The sequence below is a fragment of the Neobacillus sp. Soil_C_43 genome (assembly GCF_057656715.1).
The window spans coordinates 1-23,218 of sequence record NZ_JBDGJV010000021.1; the positions used below are offsets into that span (position 1 = coordinate 1).

At 39.6% G+C, this 23,218-nt stretch carries 22 protein-coding genes; 7 read left to right on the plus strand and 15 right to left on the minus strand.

Going from position 1 to position 23,218, the window contains the following annotated elements; genetic code table 11:
• Nucleotides 1-594 precede the first annotated feature (594 nt).
• From AC3A54_RS21680 to AC3A54_RS21700, 5 genes are all read right to left on the minus strand, one after another.
• Nucleotides 595-963 (minus strand): DUF488 domain-containing protein, encoded by a 369-nt coding sequence (locus AC3A54_RS21680; RefSeq protein WP_335545923.1) that lies wholly within the window; start codon nucleotides 961-963, stop codon nucleotides 595-597.
• 76 nt (nucleotides 964-1,039) lie between these two features.
• Nucleotides 1,040-1,270: an excisionase family DNA-binding protein gene (locus AC3A54_RS21685; protein WP_487656182.1), complete on the minus strand. Its 231-nt coding sequence runs from the start codon at nucleotides 1,268-1,270 to the stop codon at nucleotides 1,040-1,042.
• Between the two features lie 5 nt (nucleotides 1,271-1,275).
• On the minus strand, nucleotides 1,276-2,304 hold the full coding sequence (locus AC3A54_RS21690; protein ID WP_487656183.1) for a P1 family peptidase: 1,029 nt from the start codon (nucleotides 2,302-2,304) through the stop codon (nucleotides 1,276-1,278).
• Nucleotides 2,301-3,236, minus strand: a complete 936-nt coding sequence (locus AC3A54_RS21695; RefSeq protein ID WP_487656184.1) for a dipeptidase — start codon at nucleotides 3,234-3,236, stop codon at nucleotides 2,301-2,303. The genes AC3A54_RS21690 and AC3A54_RS21695 overlap by 4 nt, the downstream gene beginning before the upstream one ends.
• 105 nt (nucleotides 3,237-3,341) lie before the next feature.
• Nucleotides 3,342-3,800, minus strand: a complete 459-nt coding sequence (locus AC3A54_RS21700) for an SRPBCC family protein (protein WP_487656185.1) — start codon at nucleotides 3,798-3,800, stop codon at nucleotides 3,342-3,344.
• Nucleotides 3,801-4,052: 252 nt separating this feature from the next.
• Between AC3A54_RS21700 and AC3A54_RS21705 the strand changes: the two genes are divergently transcribed.
• A complete protein-coding gene (locus AC3A54_RS21705; RefSeq protein ID WP_487656186.1) occupies nucleotides 4,053-4,523 on the plus strand; it encodes a nucleoside deaminase in 471 nt (156 codons plus the stop codon).
• 17 nt (nucleotides 4,524-4,540) lie between these two features.
• Nucleotides 4,541-6,289 (plus strand): adenine deaminase, encoded by a 1,749-nt coding sequence (gene ade, locus AC3A54_RS21710; protein ID WP_487656187.1) that lies wholly within the window; start codon nucleotides 4,541-4,543, stop codon nucleotides 6,287-6,289.
• A 10-nt stretch (nucleotides 6,290-6,299) separates the two neighbouring features.
• Here ade and AC3A54_RS21715 read toward each other — a convergent pair whose 3' ends face one another.
• From AC3A54_RS21715 to AC3A54_RS21725, 3 genes are read right to left on the minus strand one after another with little or no spacing between them, the layout of a single operon-like run.
• Nucleotides 6,300-7,625, minus strand: a complete 1,326-nt coding sequence (locus AC3A54_RS21715; RefSeq protein ID WP_487656188.1) for a purine/pyrimidine permease — start codon at nucleotides 7,623-7,625, stop codon at nucleotides 6,300-6,302.
• Between the two features lie 22 nt (nucleotides 7,626-7,647).
• Nucleotides 7,648-8,616 carry a bile acid:sodium symporter family protein gene (locus AC3A54_RS21720; RefSeq protein WP_487656189.1) on the minus strand — a complete coding sequence of 323 codons (969 nt, stop codon included), beginning with the start codon at nucleotides 8,614-8,616 and terminating at the stop codon, nucleotides 7,648-7,650.
• Nucleotides 8,617-8,625: 9 nt separating this feature from the next.
• A complete protein-coding gene (locus AC3A54_RS21725; RefSeq protein WP_487656190.1) occupies nucleotides 8,626-8,964 on the minus strand; it encodes a rhodanese-like domain-containing protein in 339 nt (112 codons plus the stop codon).
• Between the two features lie 183 nt (nucleotides 8,965-9,147).
• Here AC3A54_RS21725 and liaG point away from each other — a divergent pair, with 183 nt between their 5' ends.
• Entirely contained in the window at nucleotides 9,148-10,014 is an 867-nt protein-coding gene (gene liaG / locus AC3A54_RS21730; protein WP_487656191.1) for a LiaG family protein, read from the plus strand.
• 45 nt (nucleotides 10,015-10,059) lie between these two features.
• Here the strand turns inward: liaG and AC3A54_RS21735 are convergent, their stop codons facing one another.
• Nucleotides 10,060-11,001: a COX15/CtaA family protein gene (locus AC3A54_RS21735; RefSeq protein ID WP_487656192.1), complete on the minus strand. Its 942-nt coding sequence runs from the start codon at nucleotides 10,999-11,001 to the stop codon at nucleotides 10,060-10,062.
• Between the two features lie 177 nt (nucleotides 11,002-11,178).
• Between AC3A54_RS21735 and AC3A54_RS21740 the strand changes: the two genes are divergently transcribed.
• Both AC3A54_RS21740 and AC3A54_RS21745 read left to right on the plus strand, forming a co-directional pair.
• A complete protein-coding gene (locus AC3A54_RS21740; RefSeq protein ID WP_487656193.1) occupies nucleotides 11,179-11,568 on the plus strand; it encodes a YuzC family spore coat inner layer protein in 390 nt (129 codons plus the stop codon).
• Nucleotides 11,569-12,532: 964 nt separating this feature from the next.
• Complete coding sequence (locus tag AC3A54_RS21745; protein ID WP_487656194.1) at nucleotides 12,533-13,894, plus strand: MATE family efflux transporter; 1,362 nt, start codon at nucleotides 12,533-12,535, stop codon at nucleotides 13,892-13,894.
• 18 nt (nucleotides 13,895-13,912) lie between these two features.
• Here AC3A54_RS21745 and AC3A54_RS21750 read toward each other — a convergent pair whose 3' ends face one another.
• Nucleotides 13,913-16,147 (minus strand): sensor domain-containing protein, encoded by a 2,235-nt coding sequence (locus AC3A54_RS21750; RefSeq protein ID WP_487656195.1) that lies wholly within the window; start codon nucleotides 16,145-16,147, stop codon nucleotides 13,913-13,915.
• A gap of 318 nt (nucleotides 16,148-16,465) precedes the next feature.
• Between AC3A54_RS21750 and AC3A54_RS21755 the strand changes: the two genes are divergently transcribed.
• Nucleotides 16,466-16,981 carry a DoxX family protein gene (locus AC3A54_RS21755; protein WP_487656196.1) on the plus strand — a complete coding sequence of 172 codons (516 nt, stop codon included), beginning with the start codon at nucleotides 16,466-16,468 and terminating at the stop codon, nucleotides 16,979-16,981.
• Between the two features lie 48 nt (nucleotides 16,982-17,029).
• Here the strand turns inward: AC3A54_RS21755 and AC3A54_RS21760 are convergent, their stop codons facing one another.
• Genes AC3A54_RS21760 through AC3A54_RS21775 form a run of 4 tightly spaced genes read right to left on the minus strand, consistent with a single transcriptional unit; the run spans nucleotide 17,030 to nucleotide 21,506 of the window.
• Nucleotides 17,030-18,697 carry a glycoside hydrolase family 13 protein gene (locus tag AC3A54_RS21760; RefSeq protein WP_487656197.1) on the minus strand — a complete coding sequence of 556 codons (1,668 nt, stop codon included), beginning with the start codon at nucleotides 18,695-18,697 and terminating at the stop codon, nucleotides 17,030-17,032.
• Between the two features lie 53 nt (nucleotides 18,698-18,750).
• On the minus strand, nucleotides 18,751-19,773 hold the full coding sequence (locus AC3A54_RS21765; protein WP_487656198.1) for a LacI family DNA-binding transcriptional regulator: 1,023 nt from the start codon (nucleotides 19,771-19,773) through the stop codon (nucleotides 18,751-18,753).
• A 57-nt stretch (nucleotides 19,774-19,830) separates the two neighbouring features.
• Complete coding sequence (locus tag AC3A54_RS21770; protein ID WP_487656199.1) at nucleotides 19,831-20,646, minus strand: carbohydrate ABC transporter permease; 816 nt, start codon at nucleotides 20,644-20,646, stop codon at nucleotides 19,831-19,833.
• Complete coding sequence (locus tag AC3A54_RS21775; protein ID WP_308084253.1) at nucleotides 20,646-21,506, minus strand: carbohydrate ABC transporter permease; 861 nt, start codon at nucleotides 21,504-21,506, stop codon at nucleotides 20,646-20,648. The genes AC3A54_RS21770 and AC3A54_RS21775 overlap by 1 nt, the downstream gene beginning before the upstream one ends.
• Nucleotides 21,507-21,557: 51 nt before the next feature.
• Here AC3A54_RS21775 and AC3A54_RS21780 point away from each other — a divergent pair, with 51 nt between their 5' ends.
• A complete protein-coding gene (locus AC3A54_RS21780; protein WP_487656200.1) occupies nucleotides 21,558-21,749 on the plus strand; it encodes a hypothetical protein in 192 nt (63 codons plus the stop codon).
• An 80-nt stretch (nucleotides 21,750-21,829) separates the two neighbouring features.
• Here the strand turns inward: AC3A54_RS21780 and AC3A54_RS21785 are convergent, their stop codons facing one another.
• Nucleotides 21,830-23,140 (minus strand): ABC transporter substrate-binding protein, encoded by a 1,311-nt coding sequence (locus AC3A54_RS21785; protein ID WP_487656201.1) that lies wholly within the window; start codon nucleotides 23,138-23,140, stop codon nucleotides 21,830-21,832.
• Between the last annotated feature and the right edge of the window lie 78 nt (nucleotides 23,141-23,218).

Genomic DNA, 23,218 nt, shown 5'->3' on the forward strand with positions numbered 1-23,218 from the left:
GTAGTTCACTATACTCATTCTTTTTTTACAAGCGAAAACATTGTTGACACTTTTACACAATTAAATGGACTTGACTAAGTTGCCTTACCTTCTGACAATGTTTCTCTTTTTTCCGCCAACTCTGTCCGAAGTTGCCCTTACCTTCTGACAATGTTTCTCTGGTTTCTGCTAACACTGTCAGAAGTTTCCTTACCTTCTGACAATGTTTCTCTTTTTTCCGCCAACACTGTCCGAAGTTGCCTTACCTTCTGACAGTGTTTCTCTGGTTTCCGCTAACACTGTCAGAAGTTACCTTACCTTCTGACAGTGCTTTGCTGTTTTCCGCCAGCTCTGTCCGAAGTTGCCTTACCTTCTGACAGTGTTTCTCTGGTTTCCGCCAACTCTGTCCGAAGTTGTCTTGTCTTTTGACAGTGTTTCTGTTTATTCCGCCAACACTGTCCGAAGTTGCCTTACCTTCTGACAGTGTTTCGCTGGTTTTTGCTCTGTCCAAACTTGCCATTGAATCAGGAATAAAAAAGTACAGAGAGCAATAAAGTTTACGAAAAGAGCTTAAAAAATAAAGAGATGCGAATGGCACCTCTTATTGTTTGTTTATCATGATCCAATAATTCTACTTAATTCTTCGTACAAAACTACTCCATGATTATAAACAGGATCCTTTGCACCATACAGAAGTGTAACACTATCTTTCGTACTTAAATCAATGATTTGCTCAATCATCTGCTGCTTTTGTTCATCAGACTGAAGTTCATTAAGGTATTGCTTTCGAAACTCATCAAACAATTCTGGCTTATGACAAAACCATTTCCGCAGCTCATTGCTTGGAGCGATATCCTTAAACCAATGCGATAATCTCGCCCCTTCTTTAGATATACCCCTAGGCCACAGCCGGTCAATTAATATCCGACAGCCATCCATATCATCATACGGTTCATAAACCCTCTTAAGTAAAATATTACTCATCCTACCACCTCATTAAATTCTCAATGACAAAATTGTCCTCTCAAGACGGACAGTGTCCACGGATGGTGCCTGACACCTAATCCTCGTCTTTGACGTCGATACTTTCTGGGATAGGTTCGTTTAGGATTTCTTCAATTAGCTCCTTGTATTTTTCCAATTGTTTTAGATGGGTGCTGAATTGGTCTTTGTTGATCAGGTACTGCTCCCCATCAAAAACGGCGCGTATTTTCTTTTGTTGAATGAGACCTTTAACGTTTGCCTCTGGCATCTCTAGATATTCTGCTGTTTCCTTTATAGTAAGATACAAAGTTACTACTCCTCTATTGAAAAATTAACCTGATTGACCACTCGTCCCAATCTCCCTTTTGTAGTGACAGCTTGAGACAGTGAATTTAGGATGGCTTCCTCTGCAGCTTCGGCAGCAGCCATAAATAGTTGATTCATAATCGGATGTTCCTCACGAAGCTGGACTCGTTTTTCAAGAACATCCTCTGAAAAATGAGCTATTTTTTGTGCAGTTGAAAAAGCAATGACAATATCACCACTGCCATGACTAAAATGACTGCCTGTACGACCAAGACCAATCCCGCATCGTTTGGCTAGCCGTTGTAATTGCCGGTCACTTAGCGGAGCATCTGTGGCCAATATAATGATAATGGAACCATCCGAAGTTTCAGATACTCCTTCTCCGCCAGCATAGCGATAACTCTGTAGCTCTTCTTTTTTTCCAAAGTTACTTAAAACATGGCATCCGACCGTGTACTCGCCAACGATACGGGAGGACGAACCAATTCCTCCTTTGTAGCCAAAGCACACCATGCCCTTCCCTGCTCCAACGGCTCCTTCTCCTGCCTGGTCAGAAGTTGCATTCTTGATTGCTTCAATTGCATGCTCTGGTTTCACTGGAAAACGCCTTATAGAATTCAGGTAGCTATCATTGCATTCACCAACCACAATGTTTATGGTCCCTGTGGTGTCGCCAATTTCAGGATTCTCACTAAGCATGTACTCCAGCACTCCCTGCGTTACAGCAGGTACCGCAAAGGTATTCGTTAACATGATGGGCGATTCGAGGACACCTAATTCATTCACCTGCACAAGTCCAGTCGTTTTCCCAAAACCATTAATGACGTAACTAGCTGCTGTTACCTTTTCCTTAAACAAATTTCCGTTATGCGGTAAAATAGCTGTTACTCCCGTACAGGCATATTCTGCCCCACTCTCGTCAAGTGGGTAATCCAACGTCACATGACCAACTAGGACTCCTTCTACATCAGTAATGCAGTTTTTTACACCCGTTGGCAGTTTCCCAACAGCCATGCCAGCCTTCCTTACCTTCATCGGTTACTCCCAGGGCGGTGGTTAAGGAAGTTTTCATAAGCAAAGCCCTTCACTTCATCCTCATTAAAGTGCTTTAATAGTTCATTAATCAGATTTTGGCTCTTAGAGGCATCTTCTAGGTTAGTAATAAACGTAGAGATTCCATCAAAATCAGAACCTAAACCAATTTGCTTCACCCCGCCTAACGAGCAAAAGTGATCAATATGCTTCACCAGGTCAGTAATTTTCACCTCTCCAGATTCTTTTACAAACGGTGGATGGTACACCACATGAATGAGTCCACCCTTAGCAAACATCGCTTTCGCTTGATCATCTGTTAAGTTACGTGGGTGATGGCAAAGTGCTCTTGCATTAGAATGGCTCGCAATGGGATACTTGGCTAGCTCAATAACCTCCCAAATCCCCTTATCACTTAAATGGGAAACATCTGTCAGGATTTGATGCTCGTTATTAAACTCTACAATTTCTTTTCCGAAAAGAGTGAGCCCTGCACCACGTGGTTCACCTGCACCGTCTGCAGCCAGGTTTGCCTGGTTCCAGGTCAATCCCACCGAACGAACTCCTAACTGGTAAAGGATATGTAGTTTCGCTAAATCGTTGCCAATAGCATCTACGCCTTCCAGTGTCAGCATCGCACCAATTTGGCCAATTTTTAACCGGTCAAAATCAGACCATTCTTTGATGTGGACCATATCTGGATTTCGCCCAAGCACTTCCTTGTAAAAATAATCAATTTGTTCAAGGACAACCTGAAATTTCTGGTCGCCCTTTATATCAGGTTCAATAAAAATCGCAAAGCACTGAACCTTAATTTGCCCTTGCTGTAGTCGGGTTTTATTGGTGTGTAATTCCGGTGCATCTGCAAATCGAAGGGCCCCTTTTGCTTCCTGAAGTTTCATTAATGCGTCACAATGTAAATCGATAATATTCATTTAGAATAGTCTCCTCGCGCGTGCTTTTTATAAAATTTTATCATATCAAAAAGAGCTAGGTGGAAAATATCCTAGCTCAAATAAAATTTAGTTTTTCATGGGAGCTTAGTTAGTTAGCTCCGCCATCACTTTTACCTTTGGCAGTACCTTGTCCCAAATATCTGCACTTAAATCTCGATATTTCTCTCCATCCGTCATCACAGAGAAATCCCCTTGTAAAACATGAAGGGTTGTCTTACCAGCCTCCTCCATCAGTCGAAAAGTAATCCCGTCTTCCTCTGTCACAGCCGGCCGCTCCGGACTTCGAACGTCAAATACCGTAAAGCGAAGCAGCTTGTTTGGCTCCACAGCTGTTACATTACCTTCCACGATAACAGTCCCGTCTTGGCCTTTCCAAAGGACTGGACTTTCTTGTTCCCAAGTCGATTCAAGGTGAAACTCTGGTCCGCCACTTGAGAATTCTTTCGCCCACTCGGCATTTTTATCACTGATCGTTAGAACTTCCCAGACTTTTGCTGCAGGGGCAGTTATTTCAATCGTTTTATCGACGAAAAGCTTGCTCATAAGAATCCTCCTTAAATAGGCATAATCGTTAATAATTTCTATTATACTTCAAACAAAAACCTAATTTCAAAAAAGTCTGTTAGATAACCTCACAACATCAGAGAATTTATGTGATTGTTATAGAATAATGTAATTCAAGTTAGATAGGAAAAGTTCCATTCCTACTCTTGAGGATTATTATAAGATACAATCATTGCTTTCATAAATACTCTTGTAAATACGAATGCATAGTTCTAGATCGGAGAGGTTATTATGTCGGACTTTCACTTAATGGAAAAGGCTATTGAACTCGCTCTTACTAATGTAACGACCAGCCATGGTGGACCGTTTGGAGCGATTGTTGTAAAAGACGGAAAGATTATCGGAACAGGACAGAACGAAGTAACAGCCTCGAACGATCCTACCGCACACGCTGAGGTACAGGCAATTCGTGAGGCTTGTCGGAATTTAAATACTTTTCAGCTTGATGATTGTGAAATATACACAAGCTGTGAACCCTGCCCAATGTGTATTGGAGCCATTTATTGGGCCCGCCCAAAGGCTGTGTATTACGCATGCACCAAGCAAGATGCAGCGAAGATTGGGTTTGATGATCAATTTATATATGACCAACTAGCCCTCCCACAAGAGGACAGGAAAATTCCCATGAAACAAATTTTCCCTGACCGAGGTGATCTACCCTTTAGGACATGGGAAATTGCTACTAACAAAATAGAATACTAATTTTACAAAAAAGGATGTTGAAGATGGAGAGAAATCAGTTAGCAAGAAGAATCTCTGTTGCATCTGGGAAAGAACCTGCAGATACGGTCATTAAAAATGGGAAAATCATTGATGTGTTCAATGGTGAAATTATTGAAGCTGATATCGCTATTGTTGATGGCTATTTTGCAGGGATTGGACAATACGAAGGGAACCATACAATCGATGCAAATGGCTCTTATGTTTCACCTGCTTTCATTGACGGCCATGTTCATATTGAGTCATCTATGGTGACTGCCAGTGAATTTGCCAAAGTTCTCCTTCAGCACGGGGTAACCACCGTAATTGCCGATCCTCATGAAATCGCCAATGTGTGCGGTGTAACAGGAATACAATATATGCTAGATTCTTCCGAAAACCTTCCTTTTGACTTTTACTTTATGCTTCCATCCTGTGTGCCAGCCACTGCATTCGAGCATGCAGGTGCCAATTTAAGAGCCGAGGACTTAAGACCTTTTTATCAACAACCCCGTGTGCTCGGTTTAGCAGAAGTAATGAATTTCACCGCCGTATTACAAGCTGATCCTGACATGCTTTCAAAAATCTGTGATAGTAAGCATACCGGAAAAAAAATCGATGGTCATGCAGCTGGATTAAGTGCGAGTGACCTGAATGTGTATATGTCTGCTGGCATACGTACAGATCATGAAAGTACAACTGCAACAGAAGCAAAAGAGCGCCTTACTAGAGGAATGTACCTAATGATTCGCGAAGGCACCGTGGCGAAGGATTTACAGCAGTTAATTCCCATTGTGAATGAACGGAATGCTCGCCGCTGTTTGTTTGTGACAGATGATAAGCATTTAGATGACTTGATTTGTGAAGGTAGTATTGATCACAATGTACGACTGGCCATTGCCTCAGGTCTCTCTCCTCTTACCGCCATCCAAATGGCGACGATTAATGCCGCCGAGTGCTTTGGGCTTGCTGAAAAAGGAGCCATTGCCCCCGGATACAAAGCAGATTTTATCCTTTTCGAGGACCTTGAAAGGTTTAAGATTGTAGATGTCTATAAGGATGGGAATCCCGTTATTGAAAATGGGGTATTTTTAAATAAGGCAGAAAATAAGAGTGTAACACGAACGGAGCTACTAAGGAATTCTGTCCGTTTTCATGAAATTACTGAACAGAGCTTTGATATCCCTTTATTAAGTAAGAAAGCCAATGTTATTGAGATTATCCCCAATAATCTCGTTACACGCCATGTAATTGAGGAAGTGGAAACCTGTGAACGAGGCACTTTCCAAACTTCTATTCCTAATGACCACTTAAAGTTAGCTGTGATTGAACGTCATCATCTGACCAAAGAGATTGGCTTAGGTATCGTGAAAGGATTAGGCTTAAAAAACGGGGCAATCGCTACAACCATAGCCCATGATTCTCACAATCTTATCATCGCAGGTACCAATGATCATGATATGGTTGTCGCAGCTAATACTCTTAAGGAAATGCAAGGCGGTATGATTGTTGTTTATCAGGGTGTAGTTATTGCCTCTTTGGAGCTTCCGATTGCTGGGTTAATGTCTGATCGTCCCTATCAGGAGGTTTATTCTAAACTAAATGAGATCAATCTTGCGTTGAAAAAATTAGGGGCAAGCGGTGAATTTAATCCATTTTTGACTCTTTCCTTCTTGGCGCTTCCCGTCATACCTGAACTCAAATTGACAGACCAAGGATTGTTTCAGGTTTCAAATTTTAAGCATATTCCCATCGATGCATCCATGTAAAAAGCCAGTCTTATCGACTGGCTTTTTCATTGAGGTTATGAACCTTCTTCTCCCGAAATACTACATGTTCCAGCAACAAACAAAACATCAATCCAACGAGCAAACCATTCGCAATGATGTTTCGAAGCCATGGCGCGACGCTTTCGAAGGCAGCAGGTGACATGAACATCATCCCAATTCCGACCATCAACGAAAGTCCAATCACTAATAAATTTCGTGAAGATGGCTCCTGACCCATTAAGTCACGAATTCCAAACCCCATCATCTGAGAGAATGGAATGAACAAGGAAGCGTAAGCAACCTCTAATGGTAGAGTAGATAAAAATTCTCCTATATAAGGAAAGAATCCAATAACCATAATAACTATTGCCCCAATCACCAGCGGGCGTTTTGCTTTAATCCCTGTTGTAGTAATAAACCCAGCTGAAACAGACAAAGGTACAACCCCAACAACTGAAAATATTCCCGAAACAAGCAAGTTTACTCCATTACCGAAGATTCCCTTTTGATACTGCTTAGGCTGGATCTCTTTTTCAAGAGCAATTCCCACTACTAAAATACTGGCAATCACATTCGAGATTAACACAATCGAAGTAATCACAGAGGTTAGTACGATCCCTACATCAAACTTTGGAGCTCCCCAGCTGAAAACATGCGGCAAAGCAAACCAGCTACTAGGTTCATAGACTTGACCAGTATGGAGTAAACCAAAGAAATGAAAGAGGCTCCAACCGACCATAATTCCAACGAGCGGCCCCATGCTTTTCCAAATCCCTTTTGCTCTTAATGAAAACAGAAGGATAATGATAATTTCAACTAAACAAATCAGTGTGATCTTTCCATTGAGTTGACCGGTCGCTGTAATTCCAAGGATACTTTTAAAAAACGAACCACTCAACTGGCTTACAAGAAGAATTAAATAAACCCCTGTGACTATTGGGGTGAATAATAACCGTATTTTTTCAATAATAGGCAAGAAGCTTACGATTGCTAAAAATAAACCAGCAATAATAAGACCCATTTCAAGCTGTTGTAGTAAAAGCCCCTGGCCTCCAGGTCTACTCATGGTCCCCAGCAAAATAAAGATTGCCCACCACATTCCAGCAGCTCCTTCAACTACAGGAAGGCGGTGCCCAATAAACACTTGGATCAATGTTGCTGCCCCCGAAACCAACAGCATCCGTTGCATGAAAGTGGAAATTTCTGCAGGGGACATGTGAAAGGCTGCACCTACTACAACAGGGACTGCAATGATATTCGTTAACATAAAGACAGCCCACTGGATGCCTTGCACTCCTGACAAAAGGCTGCTATCTTTTTTCATAATGTCGTTCATCTTTTAGAAACACCTACTCATTTTATAAAACTAATGACTCTTGTTTATCGACCTTTCTAGTATAATACCGGTCGAGGAAATATCCATTGGTTGAAGCTAGAACTTGTTGAAAAAGCATCCCCACAACTACAGGTACTGCCACTGCAGCTGGGAAAAAGGAAACAGCTAATACTGCGCCAGCACTGATATTCCTCATTCCACCGGTAAATGTGAGAGTAACTACTGTATCCCTGTCCTTCTTCATCAACCTACCCAAAAAGAAGGAAAATAAATATCCAGAGAAGGCAATGCAAAAGACAGTTACCGTTATACCTACAAGCTTCAAATTAATGTCTTTTAAATAAGGAGCAACAATTGCCCCGTTTAGCATCACCACAATGCCGATGCATATTTTTGAAAATGGAGCAAGACGTGAACCTAATTGTTCTTTAATTTTCCCCTTTGTTACTTGATTCAGGAACATTCCGATTAAGGATGGAATGACAACCATCCCTAGGAGCCCTTTCATTATGTTCAAGAAGTCCATTTCCACTTTTTGACCGATAAATAAGGAAAGTGAAAGCGGAACAATAATAGGGGAAAGCAAGGTATCTATTAAAATAAGAGATAAAACCAAAGGAATATTCCCTTTGTAGATAGAAACCCAAATGAAACTCGTCACTCCTGTTGGGATGACCATACCTAAAATGAGACCTGTAATGGTGTAAACATCACCAGAAAAGGCGACATGGCCTACTCCCCATGCCCAAGCTGGCATGAGAACATGTAAAATTAACATCGCCATAAAAATGGGAAAGGGATGAGCCATAACCTCTTTTAATGAGCGAAAATTAGAACTTAAACTCCCTACGAAGGTCATAAAGGCAAAGATCCAAGGAATCAGATAGGAAAAGTCCGTTAGATGGACACTAAAAATCACCCCAGTTACAACGCCCACAGGAGTAATTAAAGGCATGATTTTTTCTAGTTGTCTATTTAATTTATGCAGCATAACGCTCTCCTATTTGTCTTCCAACGAATGTAAATAGGCCTTCCAGGCTGTAAGCCCACCATCTAAAACTGTTACGTTGTAATTGTGAGCATCGAGAATCTTCGCACATTTAGCTGCGGAATTCCCCGTGGTACAGGTTACGATGACTTCTCTGTCTCGTGGTAATGATAATGGAGGATATCCTTCCTTTTCTTCCATTTCAAAAATAATCGTCTTTGGGATATTCCGGCTTTCTTCTATATGAAATTCATTGTATTTTTCTTCTGCACGCACATCGAGAACGACTGTCTTGTCATCTCCAAGCAACTTTTCATGTAGTTCTTTTGGTGTCATTTTTTTGATTGTCATTGTGTGCACCCCCTTTACAAAGAATACCATAAATTCTTTTCCATGAGAAAAAAATCCTTCGGCAATCGAAAAAATGAATTACGCCTTAAGTCGTAGACAGAAATAAATCTCAGGTTCATTGAGGAAGACGAGAGGATTTCATATGCTTTATATAGAAGCAAGTAAAAAAGGGGATGGAAAAAAATGAAAAGAATCTTAATACTACTATTAGTTATTACTGGATTATATATTGTCTTCAATCAAGGATTCCAAATGGATTGGTCTCAGGCAGAAACCAAGAATACTCAAGCCGCGATAACCGATGATACAGACTTGATTGAAATCAATGTTTCAAGTGTAAGTACCACTATTATTCCGGAAGACCGTGACGATTTAGAAGCCGTTTATAACGGAAAAGAAAAACTAACAGTTAACGACTCAGGAGATAAGGTTGAAGTTTCGATTAAAAACAAATGGTTCGATTGGTTTAACTGGGCACCTTTCTCCAAAAAGAAGGAACTGAAAATCTATATACCAGAAAATTATGACCGCAATATGAGTATCGATTTAGGCTCAGGTAATTTACACTTCTCCGGCATTTCCAAAAATAAGCCTTTGAAATTAGATGAGTTAACCGTTGATATTGGCTCTGGAAACCTAAACCTTACTAATCTGGTAGTTAAACATTTTGTCCAGGACGTTTCTTCAGGAAACGTGAACATTGATTCACTAAAGGCGGAATCAGGTTCCTTTGATATTAGTTCTGGCAACCTGGAAATTAAGCACTATACAGGACCAATCGAGGCAGATGTATCATCCGGAAGACTCAGCATTCAAGTCGATCAACTGTTAGATGCAATTACTATCGATGTTAGTTCTGGTGATGTCAGTCTTGATTTACCGGATGATGCTGATTTTACGATTGATGGTGATGTAAGTAGTGGTAATATTTCTAGTAACTTCCCATTGACCTCCAAAGACCAAAGTAAACACAGTATCCAAGGAAAACATGGGTCTGGGAAATTCCCTATCAACCTTGATGTCTCTAGTGGAAATATAAGAATTCATTAAAGCAAAAAGCGGCTGTCATTCAATTTGACAGCCGCTTTCGTTTGTTTATTCCTCCAGACTTCTTCGACCACTATGCCAGCTTCTCCTTTGAGCAACACTCTTATTAGATTTCATAAAGGAATTCCCGACATACACTCTTGTCTCGCTAACTAAAACGAATAATCCGGTTCCGATAGCCAGGTGAAAGACCGCCCATGAGAGATCCAAGAATGTCATGACTACCACGGCCCCAATAACTAATTGAAAAAGAACGGCCAACGTACATAGTACAAGTCTCTTTTGAATGCCCCTACCCCATCCTTTTGTAAAAGACCAGAGCGTAAGTAAGAGAATATACAGAGTAGAAACAACGGCAAGTCCACGATGAATGGTTTGGAGAAGTTCTGGTATAGTCGTTGGATAGAATGTTTGTCTACACCCTAGCCATCCACAAGCCAACCCATAGGTTTGATGCTTAATATATGCACCAAAAGCCATTGTACACAAGAGGAGCATGAGTAACATATTTAAATGGCGAATGACCGACCTAAGATTCCCTTCCGTTAAATATGCTTTGTATTTTCTATCCTCAACCTCCAGATGTCTCCAAATCCAAATCAAACAGAAAAGAAAGAGCATGGCGATGATTAAGTGGACGGAAATCACAATAGAAGGCAAATCAAGGACAACAACAACTGCCCCAAGGAGGACTTGAATCACTAGGAGGACTAACATGGCAAATGCCACCTGATGTACTTTTCGCCCATTTCTCTTCCTCATAAGAGTAAAAAATAATAGGACAGATAGTAAACCAAGGGTTGCTCCAATGACTCGATGCAGATATTCAATTAATGTATCCCCCTTTAACACTGGAATAACTTCACCGTTACACATTGGCCATTCAGGTCCACACCCCATACCAGAATTAGAGGAGGCTACATATCCCCCAAATACAATTAAAAAATAGGTCAGTAATACTCCAACAAGTGCCAAGTGTTTATTCCTCACCATTCAACCCCCTTTTATATTTTACGAATATTTCGAATCAATTTATAATTTAACAGGATTAGACAAGTCTTTCGGTGATTTGTATCACGAAAGCTTAAAATAGCCGGTAACCAAATCCAAGAAATTTTCATAGGGTACTATTGCCTTGTGTTTTTTACTCATGGAAGGAGTATTAAGATGTATTACAACCCTTTTCATTATCCTGTTTATCCTCCCATTCCTGCTTATCACACCTATACAGTAAACTCTTTATATCTTCGGAGCTATCCTCCGGTAGATACAAAAATATTTATCAAATCCGTCAAATCATTCCGTTTACTAATGGAACAAGGAAGTATTTTACTTGATAGATTGAGCGATCCAGGCTTTGACTATAAAATAATGAGTGCCGCCCAGCAGGGGAAACATAGTGAAGTGGATGCGATGATTAAGTCTATCGGATTAAAAGTCCCTGTCATAACGCAGTTTACACCGTCAGGAATTAACTTCATCCTCACCACCCATGCAGATCAAAATAACCCAATGAGCTGCTGTACATTATCGGTAGCTATGAAATGGGGAAGGTAGCATATTTAGGTGTTATGTAATACAGCCACTACAAATGATACCTACCGCAAATAATCGTAATGGGTTTACTTACAAACTTTCTGGTCAATTAATTCATAGGAAAAACCACATTAGGATTTGTCCTTTATAACCTGGATGAAGGACATTTTCCTTGTTATTCAACTGAATTTTGTCCTTCATAACCTGGATGAAGGACATTTTCCTTGTTATCTAACTGAATTTTGTCCTTCATAACCCGGATGAAGGACATTTTCCTTGTTATCCAACTGAATTTTGTCCTTCATAACAGTCAAGTCCATTTAATTGTGTAAAAGTGTCAACAATGGTTTCGACTAATAAAAAAATTAAGTAAGGTGAATTACATTTATTTTGAGTTTACAGTGAGAGGCTCACATAATTGCCTAGAGGTGGAGGGCAAGAAAGGTGTTTTTGTTCCTCCATTAGGCAGTTTGGCTCGTAGAATCCTTCTATGCGACCGTAACCCTTCTACATCAAGCAATTCAGGCTCATAGAACCCTTCTATGCGACCGTAATCCTTCTACTTCAAGAATTCGGGCTCATAGAACCCTTCTATGCGACCGTAATCCTTCTACATCAAGCAATTCGGGCTCATAGAACCCTTCTATGCGACCGTAATCCTTCTACTTCAAGGTAATTAGGGCTCATAGAGTCTGTCTATGCGACCGTAGTCCTTCATAACCCCCAGATGAAGGACATTTATCTTGATGCACAACCAAGTTTGTTCTTCATAACCCACATTTACACATTTTTCATCTAGGTTAAAGCGTTTATATTCGCGATTTCCTTATTTGCACTTTCAAGTAAACCGTTTAAATATTCGGTAGGTATTCTTATTTCACCCACAATTACATAAGATGGAATTTATCCTAGGCTTCAATCTCAAATAGGTGTACAATGGAGATTATATTTTATTAAGTTAATAGGATAAAGGAGTATTGCACCATTGAAAGAACACACAAATAAGTTTCAGGAACAATCACTGTTTAGTATTTCGTGGCCACTTTTTATTGAGCTGGCTCTTCATATGGGTATGGGAATTATCGCAACATTTATGTTAAGCCACTATTCGGATACAGCAGCGGCAGGGGTGGGAGTAGCGAACCAACTATTAAACATCTTTATCTTAGTCTTCACCGTGACCTCCATTGGAGCTACCGTCTTAATCAGCCAGAACCTCGGTGCAGGCCGGCTTAAGAATGCAAGACAATTATCTCGTTCAGTATTTGGACTCAATTTTTGGTTCGGTATCACCATTTCCATCATCGTCTTTCTTTTTGGAGAACATCTTTTACTCTTGTTCGATATTCACGGGAAAATTTTCGATTATGGGCTTACTTTTGTTCGGATTTGCGGGATCTCCCTCTTCTTTGAATCTATTTCACTCGCATTAAGTGCTGTTTTACGTAGTCACGGCTATACAAAAGAATCCATGTTTGTCACTGTCGCCATGGATCTGATAAGCATCGGGGGGAATATTGCGGCCCTTTCGGGGATTTTCGGTTTACCAATCACAGGTGTAACCGGTGTGTCTTGGACCATCGTTGCAGCAAGATTTTATGCTGTTTGTGCACTGATATATCTTGTCTATAACCGACTTTCTTTAAAGCTAGAAATACGAGATATTTTTCATGCGAAAAAAGAGGACATAAAAGGACTCCTATCCATTGGTATTCCCTCAGCGGGTGAGAACTTGTCCTATCAATTATCCCAGCTGATCATTACTAGTTTTGTAGTTTCAATGGGAACTTCCTCTTTGGCCGCACGTGTCTACATTTTAAATATTAATATGGTTTGTTTTTTATTTACGTTAGCGATTGCTCAAGGCACACAGCTTCTAGTAGCACGCTACATTGGCGGTAGGCACTTCAACCGTGCACTTCAGCGCGGCATTCGGACATTAAAAATTGCCATGGTCGCCTCACTCGTTACATCATTAGTAATTGCCTTAATCGGATCCCCTATATTAGAGTCTTTTACAAAAGATTCGAGCATCATAGCTGTAGGTCTGCCTGTTTTATGGGCCATTGTGTTTGTTGAACCAGGAAGAGCGATGAATATAGTCTTGATGAGTTCATTAAAATCTGCTGGGGATGTCCGATTTCCTGTCATCATCGGAATGCTTTCTATGTGGGGAATCGCCGTTTCACTTAGCTACCTGTTTGGAGTTCATTATGGTTTAGGTCTGTTAGGCATTTGGCTTGCTCAAGGAACAGACGAATGGCTGCGCGGTTGTTTTGCTTTAAGGCGATGGCTCATGAAACCGTGGGAGCATAAGCTAAAGAACAGGGTTCCTGTTCAAAGCTAAAAAAATGGCATCCGATTATTAAATCGTGATGCCACTCTTTTTATTGCCTATGATTAAATACTGCTCCAAATTGTCAGCTGGTACCGGCCTGCTGAATAAATATCCTTGTCCAATTTCACAGGCATTGTTCTTTAAAAACGAAAGCTGTTCTTCCGTTTCAATACCCTCAGCAATGACGATAAAATTTAAATTCATTCCCATATCAATAATCGTTTTTACCATCATTCCTTGATTTGAATGATAAATGATGTCATCGACAAACGATTTATCGATTTTAATCTTATCGATTGGAAGATGCTTTAAATAACTTAGTGACGAATAACCTGTTCCAAAGTCATCCATCGATAAAAGACACCCTAGCTCTTTTAATTGATTTAAAATAATCGTCGAGTTCTCTAAATTTTGCATGATGCTTTCAGTGATTTCTAATTCTAAATGGTTCGCTTGAAGTCCCACTTCTTCTAGGATCGTTGAGATGTATTCAATAAAATGGTCATCCTCAAATTGCCGGACAGAAACATTTACCGCAATAGGGAAATCTTTAAAGCCTGCATTTTCCCAGGCTTTCCTTTGTTTACAGGCTTCCCACAATACCCACTTGCCAATTGGAACAATCAACCCAGTTTCCTCTGCTAATGGAATAAATTCTGAAGGCGCAATAAATCCATGCTCTGGATGATTCCAACGCACTAATGCTTCAATCCCAACAATTTCCCCTGTTGCTAAAGACACTTGCGGCTGATAATGCAGCGTTAATTGGTTCTTCTCCAAAGCTTTTCGTAGCCCATTTTCTAACTCCATTTTTCGAATGGAATTCCCATTCAAATTGGAGGAATAGAAACGGAAATTATTTTTCCCACGTTCTTTTGCTTGATACATGGCGGTATCTGCATTTTTAATTAATGTTTCCTCATCTAAACCATCGGAAGGGTAAAGACTGATTCCGATACTAGGAGTAACAAAAAACTCCTGGTTATTCACCTCGATAGGCTTAGAAAACTCATAAAGAATCCGTTGCGCCACTAGTGCAGCCCGCTCTTTATCAATATCTTCAAGTAGGATAATAAATTCATCTCCACCTTGCCTAGAGACCATTCCTTCTTGTTTAACCGTCATCTCTAACCGGTCCGCTACTCTTTGCAGCACAATATCTCCAGTGTTATGTCCCTTTGTGTCATTAATAATCTTAAATCGATCTAAATCTAAAAACAAAACGGCAAGCATCTTATTTTCTTCCTGTTTGTTTAATGCATCGTTAAGATGATGTCTAAACCTATTTCGATTTGGCAGCCCTGTTAGCGTATCATAAAAGGCCATATTTTGGATCGTTGCCTCCGCTCTCTTACGCTCCGTAATATCTCTGCCAACTACTTGAACAGCAAACCTACCTTCATAGGAAATCGGGGTCGACGCCATTTCTACATCAATAGTCTCTCCATTCAGTTTTTTTACTTTAAACTCGAGTCTGACCTTTTGCTGTTCGTGTGGATTGCCTTTTACTTTAAAAGCCTCCACAATTTGTGGAGGGACAAACTTTAATGGAGAATGACCAACTAAATCCTCAGGATGCTGGGCACCCACTAACTTCCAACCCGCTTCATTAATATATTCAATTTTTTCATGGTTAACGACAGCAATAATATCTGGAGACATTTCAACTAAACTACGATAACGGTCTTCACTTTCTTTTCGATCTGTTATATCAAATAAAACACTCGTAAAGTCAACAAACTCACCTTTACTATCCAATGTCGGAAACCCTCTGTCCTGAATCCAGCGGACTTCTCCATCTGGGCGAATAATCCGATACACACTTGTAACCGTTTCCCCTAAGGCCAGTTTCTTTCCTCTGTCTTCAATTACCTCTAAATCTTCGGGATAAATGACCTTTCTCCACAGATTTAAATCTTTATAAAAATCAATATATGAATATCCATACAATTTTTCAATACCTGGAGTGATTAGTAGCGTGTCTGATTTTAAATCATGCGACCAAATAGCAACATCAAGTGTATCAAAGATATTCTTTAATTTAAGTTTATTTTGTCGAAGCTCTTCGTCCTTTTTCTCTATTCCTTTTAATGAAAAGAGAAAAATCGGAAGTGCTCCGATGAGGATAATAATAGAAATAATTTTTAGGAATTTAATAGATGGATAGAAAACAGAAACTGCAATGTCAAGCAGCTCTGAAAAAACGATCAAACTAAAAATGAGTTTCCAATAAGTTGGATCATTTAATTTCTTGGTCCCCAAGTTTGTTCTCTCCCTTATACCATGCGATGGGTCGAGCCACATGACAATAAATTTAGCCTTTATCTATAAAATAACAAAAATCGACTTATTTAACAATGAAATATCAAATAAAACTGGAAGCGTTTACATTTTTTGTATATAAAAAAAGTTCTATATGGAAATATTTCCTCTTAAACTTGCTGGTTATGGCTGTTCAACTGTTTGTCATAACATTTCTAACAAACTGTGAACTTATCACTATAGCCATGTTATTTAAGCGAAAAAGTAATATATTGTAACTATAAAGAACAAAACAAAAAATGAAAGAAGGAATCATTTATGTTTAACAAATTCTTAAGAGAAAACAAGATTGCATCTGTTATCTTAACAGTCTTACGTTTATACCTCGGTTACTCTTGGTTTACTGCAGGATTCCATAAATTAACTGGCGGATTTGACGCTGCTGGATTTTTAAAAGGAGCCATCGCTAACCCGGTAAAAGGTCCAGATGGCGTAGTCGTTTTTGGCTGGTACGTTGACTTCTTGAAGCACTTTGCTCTTCCAAACGTCGATGTCTTTAACGTTCTTGTTCCTTGGGGCGAAACATTAATTGGTTTAGGCTTAATCCTTGGATGTTTAACAACTGCCGCTATGTTCTTTGGTCTCGTCATGAACTTCAGCTTCTTCCTAGCTGGCACTGTATCTCACAACCCTAGAGACATCTTCCTTGGCTTTATCATCTTAACTGCTGGCTACAACGCTGGAAAAATCGGTTTAGACCGTTGGGTTGTACCTTACTTCAGAAAAATGAGCAACAAAACAGCCGGTACTGAAAAATCAAAAGCTAGAGTTTAACTGATAAAAAAGACGATTCGAAAATCGAATCGTCTTTTTTACGTCGTTTTATTTCATTCGGTACACTCTTGCCTCATAAGGCTTTAATGTCAATTTTTGAAGTGGTTCATGTGGTGATACTTCATAATTGTTTAGCAGCAAGTGATGATAGTCGAGGGAAACGCCCTGCATCTCTGCAGGCTGTGTAGAAAGATTAGTTATTACTATAATCTTTTCCTCATTTAACGTCCTTGTATAAGCAAAAATTTGAGGATCATCCTTCAAAAGCAATTCATACGTACCATAGGTAAATACTTCGTTGGCTTTCTTTAGATCAATCATCTTCTTATAGAAGTTTAAAACAGAATGTTCGTCGTTTTGTTGCGACACGACATTGATGTCTTTAAAATTCGGATTAACCTTCAACCATGGATTCCCTGTGCTGAAACCAGCATTCTCCTCCGTTGACCATTGCATGGGAGTTCGCGAGTTATCACGGCCTGATGACCAAATAATCTCCATAATCTCTTCATGCGGAACACCATCGGCCCGCTTGATACGGTACATATTCTTTGCAGACACATCGTCGTAATCCTCTATAGAATCAAATTGGACATTTGTCATGCCGATTTCTTGCCCCTGATAGATGAACGGAGTACCCTGCATGAGAAAATACATAGCTCCGAACGCTGTTGCACTCTCACGCCAATATTCCTTGTCATTTCCCCAAGTGGATACTACACGCGGCTTGTCGTGGTTCTCGATGAACAAAGCGTTCCAGCCCTTATTTTCCAAGCCTTTTTGCCATCGAGACAATACATCCTTAAGCTCTACAATATCCAACTCTTTTTTCGCTTCGGCATCCCATAATGCTAGATGCTCAAATTGGAATACCATATTGAACTTCCCTGTCTTTTCACCAACCCAACTCTCCACATCTTCCACGTCGTCAACCGTTACTCCGTTCGCCTCACCAACAGTCATAATGTCATATTTAGCAAACGTCTCTTCCTTTAACTCCTGCAAAAACGTATGAATTCCGTCCACATTCATCATTTTATCGAAGCAGGAGACATATTGGAGCCCTTCAGGATTTGACATATCCTCTAGGCCCTCTTCCTTTTTAATGTGGCTGATCGCATCGACACGGAAACCATCGATTCCCTTATCGAGCCACCAGTTTACCATTTCATACAGTGCTTTCCGTACCTCTTCATTTTCCCAGTTAAGGTCTGGCTGCTTTTTTGAAAAGATATGCATGAAATACTGATCGGTTTGTTCATCATATTTCCAGGCTGAACCACCAAAAATGCTTTCCCAGTTATTCGGTTCTTTCCCGCCTTTTCCATCACGCCAGATATACCAATCACGCTTTGGATTTTCTTTTGACGCACGGGATTCGATAAACCAAGGATGTTCATCACTCGTATGGTTAATGACTAGATCAAGGATAAGTTTCATCCCACGGCGATGTGTTTCCTCTAAAAGTAGATTAAAATCAGCCATCGTTCCAAACTCTTCCATAATCTCTTGGTAGTCACTGATATCGTAACCATTATCGTCATTAGGCGATTGATACATTGGACTAACCCAGATCACATCAATCCCTAGTTCTTTTAAATAATCTAATTTAGAGATGATGCCCTTGATATCCCCAATCCCGTCTCCATTGGAATCCATGAAGCTTCGAGGATAAATCTGATAGGCAACAGCTTCTTTCCACCATAATTTATTCATGTAAAATCCTCACTGACTCTTTTTATGTTTGTCATTTCACATTCAATCCAAAGCTATTTTTTCACCGCGCACGACTTACGTTCAATTAGCTTTGTTGGAATCGTGATTCTCTTTGGCAACGTATCAGGATTCTCGATTTTTTCTATTAAACATTCTGTTGCCAGATGACCTAATTGAAATGTGCCAATATCCACCGAAGTTAGTGGAGGCTTTGAATGTTCAGAAAGCGAGAGATTATTAAAGCCAACGATTGAAATATCTTCAGGCACTCTGATGTTTAATTTTTCTAAATGACTGATGATTTCATACGCCATTAAATCATCCTGTGTTACCAATGCTGTAGGAGGAGCATCAAGCTTCATCAAAGAACAAATGGCATCTATTCCTTGTTCATTGACTAACTCTTCATTAACGAGATACGCCTCATTTACTGGAAGTCCAGCTTCCTTAAGAGCCAACTTATATCCATTAATCCGGTCATTAGTAACCACAAAATCCAGATTTATTCCAACGTAAGCAATATTCGTATGACCGTGTTCAATTAAGTAGTTGGTTACCTGTTTGCTTATAAATATATTGTCATTATCAACATAGGTAATTCTCTCTTCATTCACGCTTGGCCGACCAACGACAGTAAAAGGAAAGCCAATTTCCTCTAGGTAGTTCATTGTCCGATCATTCACACGTGAGTATAAGAGAAGAATTCCATCCACACGTCTACCCATAACCATGGACAGGACTTCTTCGTGAATCTCTTCCTCAGTGGACCCAGTTGAAAGATAAATACCGTATTTACTTTCATGGGCATGCATACTAATTCCTCTTAATACTTCAGGGAAGAATGGGTTTCGAAAGGCATGGTAGGCTGAATTCGGCATTATGACGCCAATGGTTTGAGTGCTTTTAGCAACCAAGCTACGCGCTTGCAAATTAGGATAGTACCCTAATTGTTCCATCACTTCTTTCACACGTCTCTTTGTTTGTTCGCTTATTCGTGGGTTATTAGCAATTACCCTTGAAACCGTCGAAGGCGCCACATTTGCTTCCCTTGCCACATCCTTAATTGTAACCACCATTACTTCCCCCTAATACCAATAAATTGCTCGTTTTTCTACTATATTATAAGGTAGAAATTATTTAACCGCGCCTTCAGAAATACCTTTGATAATTTCTCTTTGTGCAAAGAAGTACGCAATAATTACTGGAATAATAGCAATCGTTAATCCAGCAAGTGCTAAATGCCATTGCTTTGTATACTCACCGAAGAAGAAGAACATTTTCAATGGAATAGTTTCCATTCCTTCTTGGTTAATAACAAGAGATGGAAGTAAGTAGTCATTCCAAATCCAAATGGTATTCAATATTGCAACTGTAACAGTAATTGGCTTTAACATAGGGAAAATAATGTGCCAAAAAATTTGGAAACGATTAGCCCCATCAATGGTTGCAGCTTCATCCAAGGATTTTGGGATCCCGCTCAATGTACCATGGTACAGGAAGATGGAAAGACTCGCACCAAAGCCTAAATACATAAAGATAATTCCGGAACGATTAAGCAGTTCTATTTTTCCGAAGATCGTCACTAATGGAATCATAACGGATTGGAACGGAATTAACATCGCTGCAACAAACAAGAAGAAAATAATGGTACTTATTTTGCTTTTATTTCTAGAAAGAGCGTAGGCAGCCATAGACGAGAAAATAATGATGATGCCTACACTAACTACCGTAATAAGCAGTGAATTCATAAATGTTTTTAAGAATGTAAGTTCATTAAATGCTTCAACATAGTTATCAAAAGTAAATACTTCTGGTAATTTTAATGTGTCTGAGAAGATCTCCCTCTTTGTTTTAAAGGAGTTGACAATCATTAAGTAAAAAGGAGAAAGCCATAACAGACCTAATAACAAACCAAGGATTTCGAGCGGCAATTTATATTTTCTTCCCATTACATTTCTACCTCCCTTTTCTTGTTGATGTACACTTGTGTTAAGGAAATAGCAGCAACGATGATAAAGAAGATAACTGCTTTTGCCTGAGCATAAGCCATTTCACTTTCACCAAATGCCGTTTTAAAAATCTCCATTGCGACCATTTGCGTGGAATTGTAAGGCCCACCGCCTGTTAATGATAAGTTTTGGTCGTAAAGCTTGAACGTATTCGATAATGTTAAGAACAAACTAACTGTAAATGCAGGAGCAACTAATGGGAATACGATAAAGCGTAGACGCTGGAGTGAACTAGCACCATCTATTTCAGCAGCTTCAATCAGCTCTGTTGGTACACCTTCTAAGTAAGAAATATAGATTACCATGATGTATCCGGCCATCTGCCAGCTCATTAGGATCACTAAGCCCCAAAAACCAGTGTTTGTAGTAGAAAGCCATCCTTGTAAGTTTTCGATTCCAAACAATTCTCCAACACCGGCAAATACCTTAATAAAAATAAACTGCCAGATAAAGCCTAGAATCAAACCACCAATTAGGTTTGGCATGAAGAAGATTGTACGTAGGAACTTACTTGTTTTAATTTTTGATGTCACGATAAGTGCTAAGGCTAAACCAAAGAAGTTAATTAAAATAATGGAAACGACAGTAAACTTTACTGTAAACCATAACGAATCTAAGAATTCTTTATCCTTAAATACATTAATATAGTTCTCGAAGCCAATAAAACCGCCCACTTCAATACCATTCCAGTCTGTAAATGAATAGTAAACTCCAAAGAGCAATGGAATGATAACAACCATAGATAATGCTAATAGAACTGGGGCTAAAAATAACCAATATGATAATTCCCGTGTACGCATCATGGTAAAAACCTCCAATGTGATGTTTGTATTTTTTCTAAGGTAGTATTATTGAAAGAAAAGGGGCTGATTGATAAGAAAAGCGCAAGCGCCTTGTTCAGCCCCTTCAGGCAAATGTTCTTCGGCAAGAAAAGTCGTTCTTTGACTTTTCTTGCCGAAGGTTATTTGACCCGAGGGGCTAGGCGCTGGAGCTGGACAATTCTCGAAGCCGAAAAAACCCAACTAATTATTGCCCCCTTATGAACCAGCCGCTTGCCTCTCTGCTAATTTATAATGGGTCCTGCTTTTATCAAGTAGGACCCATTATCTATGTTCATAAGGGATTATTTATTTCTTGATTTTTCCCAAGCTTCTTTTGTAGTTTTTACTACATCTTCCCACTTAGCTTCTTTGCTCAAATATTTTTGGATTTGAACACCAAGTTGATCTTGTCCCCAGCCAGTTGGGTAGCCCATGAATGTCCAGCCGATTGTCTTGCCATCTTGAGCATATTGATAAATTTCTTTTGAAAGTGGATCACTGATTTTTGATGCATCAAAGCCATCATAAGCAGGGATAAATTTGAAGTCGTTGATAACGATTTCTTTACCTTCGTCAGAAGTGTATAACCAGTCTAAGAATTTCTTAGCTTCAGCTTGTGTAGCTTTGTCTTTGTTGCTGTTTACGCCCCAGTACATTGGGATACCAACAGGAATTGCATCTTCTTTATAGCCTTCAACAGGGATTGGTAATAAACCAATGTTCTTATCAGCGAAATCTTTGTCGATACCAGCGATTGAACCATATGCCCAGTTACCTTGTTGAATCATTGCTACTTTTTGAAGTGAGAATAATTCTTCAACTTGTTGAGCATAGTCAAGGCTTACAGTTGGTTGAACAGAATAGTTATTTTGAAGATCAAGGACCTTCTTGAACGCATCGCCATATTTGAAGTCAACTTTCTTTGCACTGAATGCATTTAGAACGTTGTTATCAAATTCTGGAGCTAAGAATGCATTGGATAAGTGTAGGCCAGTTACCCAAGTTTCTTTACCAGGAAGGGCAAAAACTGCTTTTAGACCAAGGTCACCCTTCTTAGAATCTAAAGTTTTTACAGCCTTTTCAAGGTCTGCATAGCTCTTGATTGATTTTGGATCGATACCAGCTTTTTCGAATACAGCTTTGTTGTAGATGAAACCGTAACCTTCTTGGTTGTATGGTAAACCTAAAACTTTACCATCTTTGGATACACCATCAAGTGTTCCTTTTAAAGCCTTTTTAGAAGCTTCTGTATCAGAAAGGTCAGCTAGTTTCTTTTGCCAATCTTCTACGTCTTGTGGTCCACCGATGTTGTAGATTGCTGGCTCTTTACCTGAAGCAAACTTAGATTTTAAAGCTGCACCGTAATCTTCACCGCCACCAACAGTTGTGATGTTGATTTTTACGCCTTTGTGTGACGCTTCATATTTCTTTGCAGCATCTTCAAATTGCTTTTTGAATTCTACTTTGAATTGGAATACATCAAGTGTGACATTTCCGCCTTTTGACTCTTCTTTAGCTCCGCCGCCTTTGTCAGCGTTACCACAGCCTGTTAAAAGGAGACTTAATGAAAGAAGCCCAGCTCCAATTCCAGAAAATAATTTTTTCTTATTCATGATTTACCCCCATACTGAAAAATTTTGTGAAGCGTGTTGTTTCTGTGCAAAGTAAGAAAACATAGATGAATGTATTTT